Genomic DNA, 15,848 nt, shown 5'->3' with positions numbered 1-15,848 from the left:
CAACTCAACGCTCCTGGTGATTCGAGCCGCCGAAGAGATCGGTGCTGCGGTTCTGCTGTCCGTTGCCGGACGGGTCTACCTGATCGGGGTCGATCCGGAAGCTTCCGGTGTTGCCGGCGCTGCGGCCCTGCTCCACACCGCGGCGCAGGTTCGTGAGGCGTCCACGGACCTCCTCGGGGCTGCGGGAGACCTGCGGCCCGTCCTGCGGAGTGGGCTTGGCGTTGCCTGCCACCAGGTTCTGCTTGGGCACCCGGCGGGGCAGGCCCGCCGGGGTGGTGCCACCGGAGGCGGGCTCGCGGAGCTGCTCGGCACGCTGCCAGGAGCCGTCGTTGGGCGACTGCCAGGCGGCGCTGGTCGGGCCGGTCGGTCCGGTGGGACCGTACCCGCCCAGCGCGGACACCTCGTGTCCGCGCGGTTCGGTCGGCGCCGAGGTGTCCTTGGCGCCGGCGAACCAGTTCGGGGTCTCGCCGGTGTCCTGGCCGCCCTGGTGCGGAGCGGCACCGGGGCCGCCGCTCGCGAGCTGCTGGCCGGGGCGGCGCTGCGGGAGGCCGGACGGCAGGGTGGTGGACGGCTCGGCCGCGGGCAGCGCCGGGGTCTCCGGGCTGTACGGGTGGCCGGCCGGGGCCTCCTCGGCCTGGTGGCCGTACTGCTCGTCGGCGTAGCCGTCGTTGTAGCCCTGGTAGTCCTGGTACTGACCGTACTGGTCGTCCTGGCCCTGGTTCTGGCCGTACTGGTCGTCGGCGTAGCCCTGCTGCGGGAGCCGGCCGTAGGCGTCCGGGCCGTACCCGTCCTGCCCGTAGCCGTTCGCGGCGTACTCGTCCTGGCCGTACCCGTACTGCTCGTCGGCGTAGCCGGACTGCTCGTAGCCCTGCTGCCCGTACTGGTCGTCCTGGGAGTAGGTCTCGTCGTTGCGCCGGCCGTACGCCGGGTACTCCTCCTCGACCTCGGCGTCGACCACCGGCGGCATCTGCGCGGTCTCCGGGCCGGCCTCCAGGGCGGCGCGGCGGACCTGGTCGAGCCGCTGCGAGCGCTGGACGGCCTCCAGGGCCGGGCTGAACCCGCTGGAGCCGGCGCTGCCGTTGCCGGTCAGGTGGTCGTCGAAGCCCAGTTCGGCGGCGCTGCGCGGCTGGTTCTGGGCCGCGGGGGCCCAGTCGGCCTGGGCGGGCTCCTGGTCGGCGAAGATCCGGGAGACGGTGAACTGCTCCTCCGGCTCCGGCGCCGCGCCCATCTGGGTCAGGAACGGCGGCAGCATGACCAGCGAGGTGGTGCCCGCGGACTCGCCCGAGGGGCGGAGCTGGACGCGGACGTCGTGCCGCTGGGAGAGCCGGCCGACCACGAAGAGGCCCATGCGGCGGGAGATGGTGGCGTCGACCGTGGGCGGCTCGGCGAGCTTCTCGTTGATCTCGGCGAAGTCCTCGGCGGTGAGGCCGATGCCCTTGTCGTGGATCTCGACCAGCACCCGGCCGTCCGGCAGGCGGGTCGCGTTGACCAGCACCCGGGTCTGCGGGCTGGAGAACGAGGTGGCGTTCTCCAGCAGCTCGGCGAGGAGGTGGACGAGGTCGGTCACGGCCGCGCCGACGACCTCGGCCTCGGGGATGCCGGCGAGCTCGACGCGCTCGTACTGCTCCACCTCGGAGGCGGCGGCGCGGAGCACGTCGACCAGCGGGACCGGGGTGTTCCAGCGGCGGCCGGCCTCCTCGCCCGCGAGGACGAGCAGGTTCTCACCGTTGCGGCGCATACGGGTCGCGAGGTGGTCCAGCTTGAAGAGGTTCTCCAGCTGGTCCGGGTCGGCCTCGTTGTTCTCCAGGTCCGTGATCAGCGCCAGCTGGCGCTGGATGAGGCCCTGGCTGCGACGCGACAGGTTGGTGAAGATCGCGTTGACGTTCCCTCGCAGCAGGGCCTGCTCGGCGGCCAGCTCGACCGCCTGCCGGTGGACCTGGTCGAAGGCCCGGGCGACCTCGCCGATCTCGTCCTTGCCGTGCAGGGGGATCGGGATGACCGAGGTGTCGACCCGCTCGGGGTCCGTCTTGGACAGCTTCTCGACCAGCTCCGGCAGGCGGTGGTCGGCGATCTCCAGGGCGGCGTTGCGCAGGGTGCGCATGCCGAGAATCATCGAGCGGGCCACGTAGCCGGTGAGGACACCGGCGAGGACCAGTGCGGCGAGCACGATCGCCGAGTTGAGGATGGCGTCGTAGAGCGCGTTGTCCCGCAGGTCCGCGGCGTCGTTGAGGACGTCGTCCAGCAGCGCGACCTCGGTGGCGCGCAGGGTGGCGATGTGGGTGTTGGCGGCCTGTTCCCAGTTCTCCTTGGTCAGGCCGGAGTTCTTCGCCTCGTTGAAGGCGGCGTCGGCGGCGGCCTTGCCCTTGGACTGGCCCTCCGCGGCGGCCTGGCTGTACGCGGCACCGAGGGCCATCAGGCCCGTCATGGTGGGCACGTTGCCGTTCGGCATGCGGAACGCGGACCGCTGGTCGGCGGTGGCCTGGGCGACCTGGGCGTCGGAGTACCGCTTGGCGTCCTCGGGGGCGCTGCCGGTGTTGAACTCGGAAATCGACACCTGCTCCAGCTTCTGGGAGACCAGGAGCTGCTGGATCAGGTCGACGTTCTCGTACCGGGTCGTGGACTGCGCGGATATGCCGACCAGCAGCTGGAGCATCAGCGCGCGCTGGGTCGAGGCCGAGGCCTTGGCCAGCGACATGGCGTAGATCGCACGGCCCTTGCTGGTGATGTTGGTGCTGCCGAGGCCGACCGAGTTGTCGTAGGCCAGCAGCGGCGCGACCATCGTCGAGTAGGCGGACTGGGTCGCGGTGGCGAACAGCTCCGGCTTGTAGGCGTTGTCGCGCAGGTGCGGCAGGAAGACCACGAGGCTCTGGAAGGACGAGTGGCGGTGGGGGAGCTCACCGGACTTGTCGGTGGCGTCGTAGGCCGCGTTGTAGGCCTTGAGCGCGGCGTCCGTGGTCGCACGGGTCTTGACGACGTCGCCGTTCGGATCCTGGCCGGTCAGGATGGGGCTGATCGTCTTGTCGCGCTCGTTCTCCAGCGCCTCGGCGAGCTCGGTGGCCGCCTTGGCCAGACGCGAGGCCTTCTCGGCGCGCGAGGCCTTGACGTAGCCGTCGACCGAGGTGTTGACGCGCAGGCCACCGAAGACCAGTCCGATGATCACGGGGATCATCAGGATCGCGATCAGACGGGCCGGCACACGCCAGTTGCGGGGCCGGAGGAACTCGTACCGGCTTCCGCCCTTGCCACCGTCGCCGTCGTCCGCGGAGCCGCCGCTGCGGCGCTCTGTGGAGGGGGCCGGCGGCTGCGGCCGGGCGGCCGGCGGGCGCTCCTGGCCCGGCGTGAACGCGGAGAATCCGGCCTGGTCCGTTGCGTTACCGTTCGGCTCGCTCTGGCGGGGCTCGGAGCGCCGCTGCGGGGCGACTTGCTGCTTACGCCTCACTCGACAACAACCTCTCGGCCGATTGGCGGCCATGGATCAATCCAGCGCTACCCCTGGCAGCTGCCCGCTGCCGGGTGGGACTGCCGTACGGGATTTAGGGGTAGCTGGAATTTCAGCACGTGCAGGGATGGGGGACAAACAGCCACTGAGGGCACCCTGCTGTGGAACATTTAGGACATTCGCCGACATGATGGCGCAAAACTGTGGTCTTCTGGCGCTGAGTGGCGCTGATTCGCCACGCAGAGTCACTGTTGATCACAAAATGCCTACCGAACTGTTATCCGCTGCTTATGCAGGGGTCTTGCGCGGGCCGCTCGGACGACACCCCCCCGCATGCGTAGGTGCCCCGGTGCCCCGCCGGGCTGGCGGGACACCGGGGCTGCCGGCCTGCGGGCCGCGCTCAGCGGAGGCGGGCGAGGAGGGCGTGTTCGACGAGGGTGATGAGGGCGCTCTTGGCGCTGTCGCGCCGTCGGGCGTCGAGGGTGACGACGGGGGTGTCGGGGCCGAGTTGGAGGGCTTCGCGGACCTCGTCGGCGGTGTGGGGCTGGTGTCCGTCGAAGCCGTTGAGGGCGACGACGAAGGGGAGTCCGCTGTTCTCGAAGTAGTCGAGGGCGGGGAAGCAGTCGGCGAGGCGTCGGGTGTCGACGAGGACGACGGCGCCGATGGCTCCGCGGACGAGGTCGTCCCACATGAACCAGAAGCGGTCCTGTCCGGGGGTGCCGAACAGGTAGAGGATGAGGTCTTCGTCGAGGGTGATGCGGCCGAAGTCCATGGCGACGGTGGTGGTCGTCTTGCCGGAGACGTGGCTGATGTCGTCGATGCCGGCGGACGCGGAGGTCATGACGGCTTCGGTGCGCAGCGGGTTGATCTCGGAGACGGCGCCGACGAGCGTGGTCTTGCCGACACCGAAACCGCCTGCGACGACGATCTTCGCCGAGGTCGTGGCGCGGGTGGCTCCGTTAGAGCTTGCGAAGTCCACTGAGGACCCTTTCGAGCAGCGTGACATCGGGCGTTCCGCCCGACTCGCCCGCGGCGGCGGGCTGGTGGATGGCGACGAGGCCGGCCTCGGCCAGGTCGGCCACGAGGATGCGGGCGACACCGAGCGGCACGCCGGCCAGTGCGGAGATCTCCGCGATGGACTTGACCTCACGGCAGAGGTTCACGATCCGGGCATGCTCGGGCAGCAGGCCGCCGGTCCGCTCGGCGGAGCCGGTGGTCGAGATCAGCGCCTCGATGGCGAGCTGGTACCGGGGCCGGGTACGGCCTCCGGTCATCGCATACGGGCGGACCAGCGGCTGCTGCTCGTAGCCGTCGGACTGCTGCCCGCCGTAGCCGCTGCCGTACCCGCTGCCGTACGAGCCGGCGGGTGTCGAAGGCGGGGTCATGGGTCCTCCTTGTGCTGCAGCCTTGGGCAGCCGGTTCCAGCTGGGGCGGTGCCAGCTGAGGCGAAATCAGCTGCCTGAGGGTAGCTGAGGGTGAGGCGCCGGGCCTGGTCGGGTCAGACCCGGCGGGGAGGTGGGACGGATGGGTCGGCCGCTCAGGGCACTCAGTGCAGGAGACTGCCCTGGAGTTCTGCGCGGAGTGCGGGTGTGAGGACGGCGCCGGCGCGGTCGACGAGGAGGGCCATTTCGTAGCCGACCAGACCGATGTCGGAGTCCGGGGATGCCAGTACGGCGAGGGCGGAGCCGTCGCTGATGGCCATCAGGAAGAGGAAGCCGCGCTCCATCTCGACGACGGTCTGGTTGACCTCGCCGCCCTCGAAGATCCGGCTGGCGCCGGAGGTGAGGGAGGTGAGGCCGGAGGCGACGGCGGCGAGCTGGTCGGCGCGGTCGCGGGGGAAACCTTCGGACATGCACAGCAGGAGGCCGTCCGCGGAGACCACCACCGTGTGCGACACCCCAGGGGTGTTGTCCACGAAATTGGTGATCAGCCAGTTCAGGTTCTGTGCGGCCTGGCTCATCTGATTCAACTCAACGCTCCTGATGATCTGCGCCGTTGCCGTCGGTGCGGCCCCCGAAACTATCGAACCCGGGCTGCTGGGCACCATGCTGGCCGTGCTGGTTGCCCTGGCCGCCCTGGTTGCCCGGGCCGGACGCCTGCTCGGCGCCGACCCGGCGACCCTGCTGGATGCCGCGGCGCAGGTTGGTCAGCCGGCCGCGCACCTCCTCGGGGGCACGGGAGACCTGAGGACCGGTCAGCGGGGACGCTTCTGCGGTGCCGGAGACCAGGTTGGCCTGCGGGGTCCGCCGGGGGAGGCCGGACATGGTGACGCCGTTGGTCGAGGGCTCGCGGACCTGCTCGGCCCGGCGCCAGCGCTCGTCGTTGGCGGACGGGCGCCACGGGGCGTCGCCCTCGCCGGGCTGGCCGGGGTGACCGCCCTGGCCGGGCTGCGGGGCCTGCTGCGGCTGGGCCTGGCCCTGGGGGGCCTGCGGCGCCTGCTGCGGGCGGGCCTGCGGTGCCTGCTCCTGGACACCGGGCGCGGTGGTCCCGGGCCGGCGCGGCTGGTACTGCTGCGGCCGGGCCGCCTGCGCGGCTTGGGCCTGCTGGCCGTTCTCGGCGTACCAGGCCTGCTCCGCCGGCTCGAAGCCCGGCGCACCGCCCTGGGACGGACCGGTCGGCAGCGCCATCGGCTCCTGCCGGAAGGCCTCCTGGCGGGCGGGTTCCTGGCGGACCTGCTCCTGGCGGACCTGCTCCGGACGGGTGGCCGGGTTCGGCACGTTCGGCAGTACCGGCTCGACCAGACCGAGGCCCAGCGGGTCACGCGGGTCGATCTCGCTGGCCTCGAAGCGCGGCCGGGCGAACTGCGCGGTGCTCTCCATCGGCGAGGGCTCGGCCGACGGCAGCGGCTGGGGCTGCGGCTGCGGCTGGATCTGCTGCGGCTGGGCCTGCTGGGGCTGGGCCTGCTGCGGCGGAAGCTGCGGCTGCCGGCCCTGCTGCGGCCCGTCCGGACCGGGGCGCTGCGGGCGGCGCGGACCCTGCGGGCCCTGGCCGCCCGGGCCCTGCGGGGCCTGGCCGGGCTGGCGGCGCTGCGGCAGGCCCTCCTGCGGCCGGCCCGGGCGGGCGCCCTGCGGCGCACCCGGACGGCCGGACTGGTCGGCCCAGCCGTGCTGAGGCTGCTCGCCGGTCCGGGCACCCGGACCACCGTGGGACTCGCCGCCGGGGCGCGGCCGCTCCTGGCCGGGCCGACGGCCGTCGGCGGGCCGGCCAGGACCGGGCTGCGGCGCGCCGGGCTGCTGCTGGCCCCGGCGGGGCAGGCCGCCGGGGCCGCCCTGCGACGGGCCCTGCCGGCCCGGGCCGCGCTGCGGGAGGCCGCCCTGCTGGTTCTGCTGTGCCTGCGGGTTCTGCTGCGCGGGCTGGCCCTGCTGGCCCGGCCGCCCCTGCGGCGGGGTCTCGCGCAGCGACTGGCCGACCTGGCGGGTCGGCAGGCCGGCTCCGGCCCGCCCGCCCTGGCCGCCCGGCGCGCCGGGACCGCCCTGGGCACCCTGGCCGCCGGGACCGCTCTGGCCGAGCTGCGGACGGCCCTGCGGGGCACCGCCCGCCGGACCCTGACCGAGCGCGGCCGGGCCGCCGCCGAGTCCGGCGGCCGGGCCGCCGGGCACCTGGCGCTGCTGGCGCGGCGTCGGGGCGACCCCGCGCTGCTGCTTGGCCTGCGCGGGGCCGGGGCGGCCGACGCCGCGGCGGTCGGCCGAGTTGGTGACGTCCACCGGGAGCATGACCAGCGCGGTGGTGCCGCCGGAGTCGCTGGGGCGCAGCTGGATGCGGATGCCGTGTCGCAGGGACAGGCGGCCGACCACGAAGAGGCCCATGCGGCGGGAGACCGAGACGTCCACCGTCGGCGGGTTGGCGAGACGCTCGTTGATGTCGGCGAGGTCGTCGGGGCTCAGGCCGATACCGGTGTCGTGGATCTCGACCAGCACCCGGCCGTCCGGCAGGGCGTGGCCGGTGACCCGGACGCGGGTCTGCGGGCTGGAGAACGAGGTGGCGTTCTCCAGCAGCTCGGCGAGCAGGTGGACGAGGTCGTTGACGACGCGGCCGGCGACCTCGGCCGACGGCACCGAGGCGAGCTCGATGCGCTCGTACTGCTCCACCTCGGAGGCGGCGGCGCGGAGCACGTCGACCAGCGGGACGGGGCGGGTCCAGCGGCGGCCCGGGTCCTCACCGGCGAGGACGAGGAGGTTTTCGCCGTTGCGGCGCATACGGGTCGCGAGGTGGTCCAGCTTGAAGAGGTTGGCCAGCTGGTCCGGGTCGGCCTCGCGGCTCTCCAGCTCGGAGATGAGCGACAGCTGGCGCTGGATGAGGCCCTGGCTGCGGCGCGAGAGGTTGGTGAACATCGCGTTGATGTTGCCGCGGAGGAGGGCCTGCTCGGCGGCGAGGCGGACGGCCTCGCTGTGCACCATGTCGAAGGCGTGCGCCACGTGGCCGATCTCGTCGGTGGAGTCGACGGCGACGGGCTCGACGGTGACGTCGACGTCGTGCGGGTCGCTCTCCGAGAGCGTCTTGACGAGCTCGGGCAGCCGCCGCTCGGCGACGTCCTCGGCCGCGGCCTGCAGACGGGTCAGCGAGCGCACCATCGAGCGGGCGATGACGGCGGCGCCGCCGAGGGCGAAGAGCAGCACCAGCGCGACGGCGGCACCGATGACCAGGGCCTCGGTGTCGGCCTGGGACTGCAGGTCCTGGGCCTTGCCGTCGAGGTCCTCGATCAGCTTGCCCTCGATCCGGCGCTCGGCCGTGATCTTGGCGCTGATCTTCTCGTACCAGTCCTTGTAGCTGACCGGCTCGGTCTGGTGGATACCGCTCTGCTGGAGGATCGAGCGCGCGTAGCGGTCGGCGTCGGCGACCACCGAGTTGTAGCTGAGCTGCCCGCGCAGGTTGTCCAGGTCGTGCGAGGTGTAGATGTTGTTGAAGCTGGTGAGCGCGTTGTCGTAGGACGTGCGCAGGCGGATGCCGAAGGACTCGTCGCTCAGGCTGAGGTCGGGCTTCGGGTTGGCGAGCGCGGCGGCGATCAGTGCGCGCTGCTGCGAGGTGGCGTTCTTGGCCAGCGAGAACTGCTGCAGCGCGCGGGTCGCGCGGACCAGGTCCTTGTTGTTGGACGCGAGCGCGATGTCCTGGGAGATCGACAGCAGGTCTCGGATGATCACGTCGTAGGCGGTGATCGTGGCCTGGATGTTCTGGTTGTTCTGGTACGGGTTGCCGCGGGCGTCCGAGATCGAGTTCAGGTCGCGGCGGATCTGGAAGAGCAGCGCCTTGCCGCCGGAGAGTTCGAGGTTCTCGAACTTGTCCGAGGACGCGGTGAAGGTGCGGTTCAGGTCGTCGGTGATCTTGCGGGCGCTGACGATGTCGTCGTCGAGCGGCTTCTGCGGGTCCGCGGTGATCGGGCCGGCGCTGATGTCCCGCTCGTTCTGCAGCGCGTCGGCGAGGTTGGTCGCCTTCTTGGCCAGGTCGGAGAGGTTCGCCATCTGGGCGAGCTGCTGCGAGGCCTCGAGCGAGGTCTGGATGCGCAGGCCACCGAGGACGAGCGCGACCAGCACGGGCAGCGTGAGCAGGGCGATCAGGCGGGTACGAATCCGCCAGTTGCGCATCGCCAGCCGGCTCATACCGGTGGCGCGCCGCCGGGTGAGGGTCTTGCGGAGTTTGTCCCGGGCCGACTTGCGGTCCTGCTGGCCGTCGTCCTCCGGGCGGCCGCCCGCATCGGGCGCCGGCTCGGCCGGCCCGCCGGGCGCCGCCACCTGCTGCGGGGCTGCCACGGGCTCACGCGACTCCGGGTCACCCGCGGCGCCGCTACCCCTTTTGAAACGTCCCTGCACTGGCGTCGCAACCTCTGGACCGGGCGTCCCGCCGCGTCGCCACGGCCTGGACGGTGTCGAGTTTCCATCCGCACCCCGGCCGGTCCGGGAGAGCGGGTCGCCGGGGTGGACTACTCCCTACCCACGGTCCGTGGCATTCCAGCACAGCCGGGGAATCCCAACAAGGGCCGCCAGGGCGCGCCGGGCGACACTACGGACCGCGCGCGCGATTTCACTGACTGTGCGGTAACCGGACCGGAATACCGCCTTTTTCGGACACTCGCCGGATACATGCCAAGCCGACCCGAGATCAACTGGACGAGCGGACCTTCCGGAATGCCCGATATATCCGCTATGCCGGTAAAACCTGATGCAGCGATATGTCGGATATAGGAGAATTGCTCTTCAATTTGTGATCAAAATCACAGGTCAATGTGTAGCTTTGGTCACGGTGCCTGTGGAATGAGATCCGTAATCTGGCTGCTTCCGGAGCACGGCCCCGATCAGCCTGCCCAGAATCTCCCCGAATCACTCAGGCCGGCGCCGGTTCATGCCGAGACGCCGTCCACGACCCAGAGGTGCTGACGCGATGTCCCAGGCGAACAAGGCCGCCACCGAGCCCACGCTCACCAGCCGTTCCACGGCGAACCCGCGCCGGACGACGCTGGCCTCGGTCGAGGACTTCAGCAGGATCCCGGGCGCCCGCAGGTCCGAGGACGTGGTGACCTACGCCACCGAGCTGCCGGCCAACACCGCCAACCCGCGCCGCACCAAGCTGATGGTCGCCCCCGTGGTCGCCGTCCCGCAGGACTGAGCGACGTCGTAGGACCGAGCCACCCGCGCTCCGCGAAGGGCGCCGGGACCGCCCCCACCGGGCGGCTCCGGCGCCCTTCGCCGTGATCCGCCCGCTCCGGTCCGGCGCCCGGGGCCGGGCCGTCCCGGACCCGGCGCGCGCCCGAGTCGGGCGCAACCCCGCTGAACAGGGGCAAAGCGGCCGGAGGGGGGCCCGCGCGATAGCCTGGTCGACGATTGAGCGGGGCCGGGCCCGAGGGCGCGGCGCCCACCAGCGCCCGGGCGCGCCCCGGGCGGCCGACGAAGCGAGGGGTAGCCCAGCCGTGCGCATTGCCAGGTTTTCCGTCCGGGAAGGGAGCCCTGCCGCCGGCAGCGTCTCCTTCGGAGTGGTCGAGGGCGACCCGGCCCAGCCCGAGTCTCTGGTCGTCCACGCCCTGGCCGGCCACCCGTTCGGGCAGCCCCAGCCCACCGGTGAGAGCTACCGGTTCCAGGACGTCCGGCTGCTCAGCCCGATGCTGCCCAACAAGATCGTCGCGGTCGGCCGCAACTACGCCGCCCACGCGGCCGAGCTGGGCAACGCCGTCCCGGACGTTCCGCTCACCTTCTTCAAGCCGTCCACCTCGGTGATCGGCCCGACCGAGGCGATCGCCTACCCGCCGTTCTCCTCGGACATCCACCACGAGGCCGAACTGGCCGTGGTGATCGGCCGGATGTGCCGCGAGGTCCCGCTGGACCGGGTGCCCGAGGTGATCCTCGGCTACACCTGCGCCAACGACGTCACCGCGCGCGACATCCAGCAGCGCGAGGGCCAGTGGGCCCGGGCCAAGGGCTTCGACACCGCCTGCCCGCTCGGCCCGTGGATCGAGACCGACCTCGACCCGGCCGACCTGGCCGTCACCTGCACGGTCAACGGCGAGCTGCGGCAGACCGGCCGCACCTCCCTGATGGTCCGCTCGGTCGCCGAGCTGATCGTCCACATCTCCGAGGCCATGACGCTGCTGCCCGGCGACGTCATCCTCACCGGCACACCCGCTGGGGTGGGCCCGCTCAACGTCGGCGACGAGGTCGCCGTCTCCATCGAAGGCATCGGCACTCTCACCAACAAGGTGATCAAGCGTGGCTAACACTGACCCGTCCGTTCGGGTTCGCTTCTGTCCCTCCCCGACCGGGAACCCGCACGTGGGCCTGGTCCGCACCGCCCTCTTCAACTGGGCCTTCGCCCGCCACAACGGCGGCACGCTGGTCTTCCGGATCGAGGACACCGACTCCGCCCGCGACTCCGAGGAGTCGTACAACCAGCTGCTCGACGCCATGCGCTGGCTCGGCTTCGACTGGGACGAGGGCCCGGAGATCGGCGGCCCGCACGAGCCGTACCGCCAGTCGCAGCGGATGGACATCTACGCCGACGTCGCCCGCCGCCTGCACGAGGCCGGCCACGCGTACCACTGCTACTGCTCCACCGAGGAGCTGGACGCCCGCCGCGAGGCCGCCCGCGCGGCCGGCAAGCCCTCCGGCTACGACGGCCACTGCCGCGAGCTGACGGACGACCAGATCGCCGTCTACAAGCTGGAGAAGCGCGAGCCGATCCTGCGGTTCCGGATGCCCGACCGCACGATCTCGTTCGACGACCTGGTGCGCGGCACGCTCACCTTCGAGCCGGAGAACGTGCCCGACTACGGCATCGTCCGGGCCAACGGCGCGCCGCTGTACACCCTGGTCAACCCGGTGGACGACGCCCTGATGGGCATCACCCACGTGCTCCGCGGCGAGGACCTGCTCTCCTCGACCCCGCGCCAGATCGCGCTCTACGCGGCGCTCGCCGAGATCGGTGTCGGCGACGGCAGCACCCCGCGCTTCGGCCACCTGCCGTACGTGATGGGCGAGGGCAACAAGAAGCTCTCCAAGCGCGACCCGCAGGCCTCGCTCAACCTGTACCGCGAGCGCGGCTTCATCCCCGAGGGCCTGCTCAACTACCTGTCGCTGCTCGGCTGGTCGCTCTCCGCGGACGACGACATCTTCAGCGTGGAGCAGCTGGTCGCGGCGTTCGACATCGCCGACGTCAACGCCAACCCGGCCCGCTTCGACCTCAAGAAGTGCGAGCACATCAACGCCGAGCACCTGCGCAAGCTGGCGCCGGAGGACTTCGTCCGGCGTCTGGTGCCGTACCTGCAGGCCCCCGGCCTGCTGCCGGCCGAGCCGACCGCCGAGCAGCTGGAGCTGCTGGCCAAGGTGGCCCCGCTCACCCAGGAGCGGATGGTCGTGCTGAGCGAGATCGTGAACATGGCCGGCTTCCTCTTCGTCGACCCGGCCGACTTCACGCTCGACCCGGACGACGCGGCCAAGGTGCTCAACGCCGACGCCCGCCCGGTGCTGGAGGCCAGCATCAAGGCGCTGGAGGCGCTGGAGGACTTCACCCCGGAACCGATCCAGGCCGCGCTGCGCGAGGCCCTGGTGGAGGGCCTGGGCATCAAGCCCAAGTTCGCCTTCACGCCGCTGCGGGTGGCCGTCACCGGCCGCCGGGTCTCCCCGCCGCTGTTCGAGTCGATGGAGCTGCTCGGCCGCCCCGAGACGCTGCGCCGGCTGACCTCCGCGCTGGCCGCCGTCCCGGCTGCCTGAGCCCCGCGCGGGCGGCTGCGGGCCCGGTTCCGACCTGGCCCGCAGCCGCCCCGGCCGCTGCCTGGGGTTATCGATTTTGGAGCCGGGGCAGACGTCGGGTAATGTTCTTTCTGCGCCGCCCGGGAGGGAACGGACGAGGGAGCGAAACCCCCGCCGGTTCCGAACGAGAGGCGCAACGCCTGAGAAGGGCCCGCAGGGGTTCAACTCTGGTGGGGTATGGTGTAATTGGCAGCACGAGTGATTCTGGTTCATTTAGTCTAGGTTCGAGTCCTGGTACCCCAGCGCAGTACGAGCAGTACCCAGCAGTACAAATGAAGATCAAGCCCCCGTTGTGTAGCGGCCTAGCACGCTGCCCTCTCACGGCAGTAGCGCCGGTTCGAATCCGGTCGGGGGTACTGATCCCGCAAGGGATCGCCTGGAAAGCCCCCGTTGTGTAGCGGCCTAGCACGCTGCCCTCTCACGGCAGTAGCGCCGGTTCGAATCCGGTCGGGGGTACTGATCCCGCAAGGGATCGCCTGGAAAGCCCCCGTTGTGTAGCGGCCTAGCACGCTGCCCTCTCACGGCAGTAGCGCCGGTTCGAATCCGGTCGGGGGTACCAGAGCACGAAGCCGGTGGCTGTGTCCCCCTCGAAGGAACGCCCATCGGCCGATTGCTTTGTTGGGGTATGGTGTAATTGGCAGCACGAGTGATTCTGGTTCATTTAGTCTAGGTTCGAGTCCTGGTACCCCAGCCAGATAGAGAATGAAGCCCCGGTCACCGGGGCTTTTTTGCATTTCCCGGGACATTGCCGAAAGGGCCCCGCACACCGGAGTGTGCGGGGCCCTTTCCGTTATCGGTGGGGGGAGTGGTCAGCCGCGGCGCAGGGCCTCGGTCAGACGGTTGGCGGCCTCGATGATGGCCTGGGCGTGCAGCCGGCCCGGGTGGCGGGTCAGGCGCTCGATCGGGCCGGAGACGGAGACGGCGGCCACCACGCGGTTGGAGGGGCCGCGCACGGGCGCGGAGACCGAGGCCACGCCCGGCTCGCGCTCGCCGATCGACTGGGCCCAGCCGCGGCGGCGGACGCCGCTCAGTGCGGTGGCGGTGAAGCGGGCGCCCTGGAGGCCGCGGTGGAGCCGCTCGGGCTCCTCCCAGGCCAGCAGGACCTGGGCGGCCGAGCCGGCCTTCATCGGCAGGGTGCTGCCGACCGGGACGGTGTCCCGCAGGCCGGAGAGCCGCTCGGCGGCGGCTACGCAGATCCGCATCTCGCCCTGGCGGCGGTAGAGCTGTGCGCTCTCGCCGGTGACGTCGCGCAGGTGGGTCAGGACCGGGCCCGCGGTGGCGAGCAGCCGGTCCTCGCCCGCTGCGGCGGAGAGTTCGGAGAGGCGGGGGCCGAGGATGAACCGGCCCTGCATGTCCCTGGTGACCAGTCGGTGGTGTTCGAGTGCGACGGCGAGTCTGTGGGCCGTGGGCCGCGCCAGACCGGTGGCGGCGACCAGCCCCGCCAACGTGGCGGGGCCCGACTCCAGTGCGCTGAGCACCAGAGCGGCCTTGTCGAGAACGCCGACGCCGCTAGAGTTGTCCATGCCCTAAGACTGCAGTCTCATTCCGCGAGACGCAAGTTCAATCTTCCGCGAAAAGCGCCACCCTGGAGGCAGCAGCCCGGGAGACATCCAGGATGCGGCCCCAACAGGCCGTCCGCATCGTGGACACCGATCCGGCGTGCAGGTCGCGCGACGCGAGCCTCACAGGGCGGCGAAAGCACTGACCTCGACGACACGAGAAGGCCGGCAACGCGGCCGGCTGGAGGGAATCCGATGGGACGGACACTCGCAGAGAAGGTCTGGGACGACCACGTCGTGCGGCGCGCGGAGGGCGAGCCCGACCTGCTCTTCATCGACCTGCACCTGCTCCACGAGGTGACCAGCCCGCAGGCCTTCGACGGCCTCCGGCTGGCCGGGCGCAAGGTCCGCCGGACCGATCTGACGATCGCCACCGAGGACCACAACACCCCCACCCTGGACATCGACAAGCCCATCGCGGACCCCGTGTCGCGGGTGCAGTTGGAGACGCTGCGCCGCAACGCCGCCGAGTTCGGCGTCCGGATCCACTCGCTCGGCGACGTCGAGCAGGGTGTCGTCCACGTGGTCGGCCCGCAGCTGGGCCTGACCCAGCCCGGCACCACCGTGGTCTGCGGCGACTCCCACACCTCCACCCACGGCGCGTTCGGCGCCCTGGCGTTCGGCATCGGCACCAGCCAGGTGGAGCACGTGCTGGCCACCCAGACGCTGCCGCTGGCTCCGTTCAGGACCATGGCGATCACCGTCGAGGGCGAGCTGCCCGAGGGCGTGACCGCCAAGGACCTGATCCTGGCGATCATCACCCGGATCGGTACCGGCGGCGGCCAGGGCTACGTCCTGGAGTACCGCGGCTCGGCCATCCGCAGCCTCTCCATGGAGGCCCGGATGACCATCTGCAACATGTCCATCGAGGCGGGCGCCCGGGCCGGCATGATCGCCCCGGACCAGACCACCTTCGACTACCTGGAGGGCCGCCCGCACGCCCCGCAGGGCGAGGACTGGGACGCCGCGGTCGAGTACTGGAAGACCCTGGTCACCGACGAGGACGCGGTCTTCGACCACGAGATCTTCATCGACGCGACCCGGCTGACCCCGTTCGTCACCTGGGGCACCAACCCGGGCCAGGGCGCCCCGCTCGGCGCCGACGTGCCGGACCCGGCCTCCTTCGCCGACCCGCAGGAGCGGACCGCCGCCGAGAACGCCCTGAAGTACATGGGCCTGGAGGCCGGCACCCCGCTGCGCGAGGTCAAGGTCGACGCCGTCTTCGTCGGCTCCTGCACCAACGGCCGGATCGAGGACCTCCGGGCCGCCGCGGCCATCCTGGACGGCCGCACCGTCGCCGAGGGCGTGCGGATGCTGGTCGTCCCCGGCTCGGTGCGGGTCGCCCTGCAGGCCGTCGAGGAGGGCCTGGACAAGGTGTTCACCGCCGCCGGCGCCGAGTGGCGCCACGCGGGCTGCTCGATGTGCCTGGGCATGAACCCCGACCAGCTGGCCCCCGGCGAGCGCTGCGCCTCCACCTCGAACCGCAACTTCGAGGGCCGCCAGGGCAAGGGCGGCCGCACCCACCTGGTCTCCCCGCAGGTCGCCGCCGCCACCGCAGTCCTGGGCCGGCTGGCCGCGCCCGCCGATCTCTCGTCCGACGTCGCTGTGGAGGCCTGAGCA

10 protein-coding genes and 5 tRNA genes are annotated in these 15,848 nt (G+C 71.6%); 9 read left to right on the top strand and 6 right to left on the bottom strand.

The genetic code is table 11. The features are described 5' to 3' along the window. Positions 1–4: 4 nt before the first annotated feature. The 5 genes from OG286_RS14340 to OG286_RS14320 all read right to left on the bottom strand — a co-directional run bounded on the left by OG286_RS14340 (position 5) and on the right by OG286_RS14320 (position 9,183). Entirely contained in the window at positions 5–3,439 is a 3,435-nt protein-coding gene (locus tag OG286_RS14340) for a nitrate- and nitrite sensing domain-containing protein (RefSeq protein WP_405361422.1), read from the bottom strand. A gap of 400 nt (positions 3,440–3,839) precedes the next feature. Next, positions 3,840–4,418, bottom strand: a complete 579-nt coding sequence (locus OG286_RS14335) for an ATP/GTP-binding protein (protein WP_148642811.1) — start codon at positions 4,416–4,418, stop codon at positions 3,840–3,842. Continuing rightward, positions 4,399–4,824, bottom strand: a complete 426-nt coding sequence (locus OG286_RS14330) for a DUF742 domain-containing protein (RefSeq protein WP_360510186.1) — start codon at positions 4,822–4,824, stop codon at positions 4,399–4,401. The genes OG286_RS14335 and OG286_RS14330 overlap by 20 nt, the downstream gene beginning before the upstream one ends. Before the next feature lie 161 nt (positions 4,825–4,985). Beyond that, on the bottom strand, positions 4,986–5,399 hold the full coding sequence (locus tag OG286_RS14325; RefSeq protein ID WP_097236138.1) for a roadblock/LC7 domain-containing protein: 414 nt from the start codon (positions 5,397–5,399) through the stop codon (positions 4,986–4,988). A 10-nt stretch (positions 5,400–5,409) separates the two neighbouring features. Next, complete coding sequence (locus tag OG286_RS14320; protein WP_405365320.1) at positions 5,410–9,183, bottom strand: nitrate- and nitrite sensing domain-containing protein; 3,774 nt, start codon at positions 9,181–9,183, stop codon at positions 5,410–5,412. Between the two features lie 628 nt (positions 9,184–9,811). Here OG286_RS14320 and OG286_RS14315 point away from each other — a divergent pair. From OG286_RS14315 to OG286_RS14280, 8 genes are all read left to right on the top strand, one after another. After that, the gene (locus OG286_RS14315) at positions 9,812–10,036 is read left to right on the top strand and encodes a hypothetical protein (RefSeq protein WP_396326144.1); all 225 of its coding nucleotides are present in this window, start codon (positions 9,812–9,814) and stop codon (positions 10,034–10,036) included. 301 nt (positions 10,037–10,337) lie between these two features. Continuing rightward, a complete protein-coding gene (locus OG286_RS14310; RefSeq protein ID WP_396326143.1) occupies positions 10,338–11,138 on the top strand; it encodes a fumarylacetoacetate hydrolase family protein in 801 nt (266 codons plus the stop codon). Further along, the gene (gene gltX, locus OG286_RS14305; RefSeq protein ID WP_396326142.1) at positions 11,131–12,630 is read left to right on the top strand and encodes a glutamate--tRNA ligase; all 1,500 of its coding nucleotides are present in this window, start codon (positions 11,131–11,133) and stop codon (positions 12,628–12,630) included. The genes OG286_RS14310 and gltX overlap by 8 nt, the downstream gene beginning before the upstream one ends. A 210-nt stretch (positions 12,631–12,840) precedes the next feature. Continuing rightward, a tRNA-Gln gene (locus OG286_RS14300) sits at positions 12,841–12,912 on the top strand. Between the two features lie 40 nt (positions 12,913–12,952). Further along, positions 12,953–13,025: transfer RNA gene (locus OG286_RS14295), tRNA-Glu, on the top strand. 27 nt (positions 13,026–13,052) lie between these two features. After that, positions 13,053–13,125: transfer RNA gene (locus tag OG286_RS14290), tRNA-Glu, on the top strand. 27 nt (positions 13,126–13,152) lie between these two features. Then, positions 13,153–13,228, top strand: a tRNA-Glu gene (locus tag OG286_RS14285). A 60-nt stretch (positions 13,229–13,288) separates the two neighbouring features. Beyond that, positions 13,289–13,363: transfer RNA gene (locus OG286_RS14280), tRNA-Gln, on the top strand. Between the two features lie 115 nt (positions 13,364–13,478). Here the strand turns inward: OG286_RS14280 and ndgR are convergent. Then, complete coding sequence (gene ndgR, locus OG286_RS14275) at positions 13,479–14,192, bottom strand: IclR family transcriptional regulator NdgR (protein ID WP_148642806.1); 714 nt, start codon at positions 14,190–14,192, stop codon at positions 13,479–13,481. A gap of 231 nt (positions 14,193–14,423) precedes the next feature. On the opposite strand from ndgR, the gene leuC reads away from it, so the two are divergent. Further along, on the top strand, positions 14,424–15,845 hold the full coding sequence (gene leuC / locus OG286_RS14270; protein WP_396325446.1) for a 3-isopropylmalate dehydratase large subunit: 1,422 nt from the start codon (positions 14,424–14,426) through the stop codon (positions 15,843–15,845). Positions 15,846–15,848 lie beyond the last annotated feature (3 nt).

It is taken from the genome of Kitasatospora sp. NBC_00039 (assembly GCF_045160625.1).
Lineage (GTDB): Bacteria > Actinomycetota > Actinomycetes > Streptomycetales > Streptomycetaceae > Kitasatospora.
This window is presented reverse-complemented; position numbering and strand designations above follow the sequence as displayed.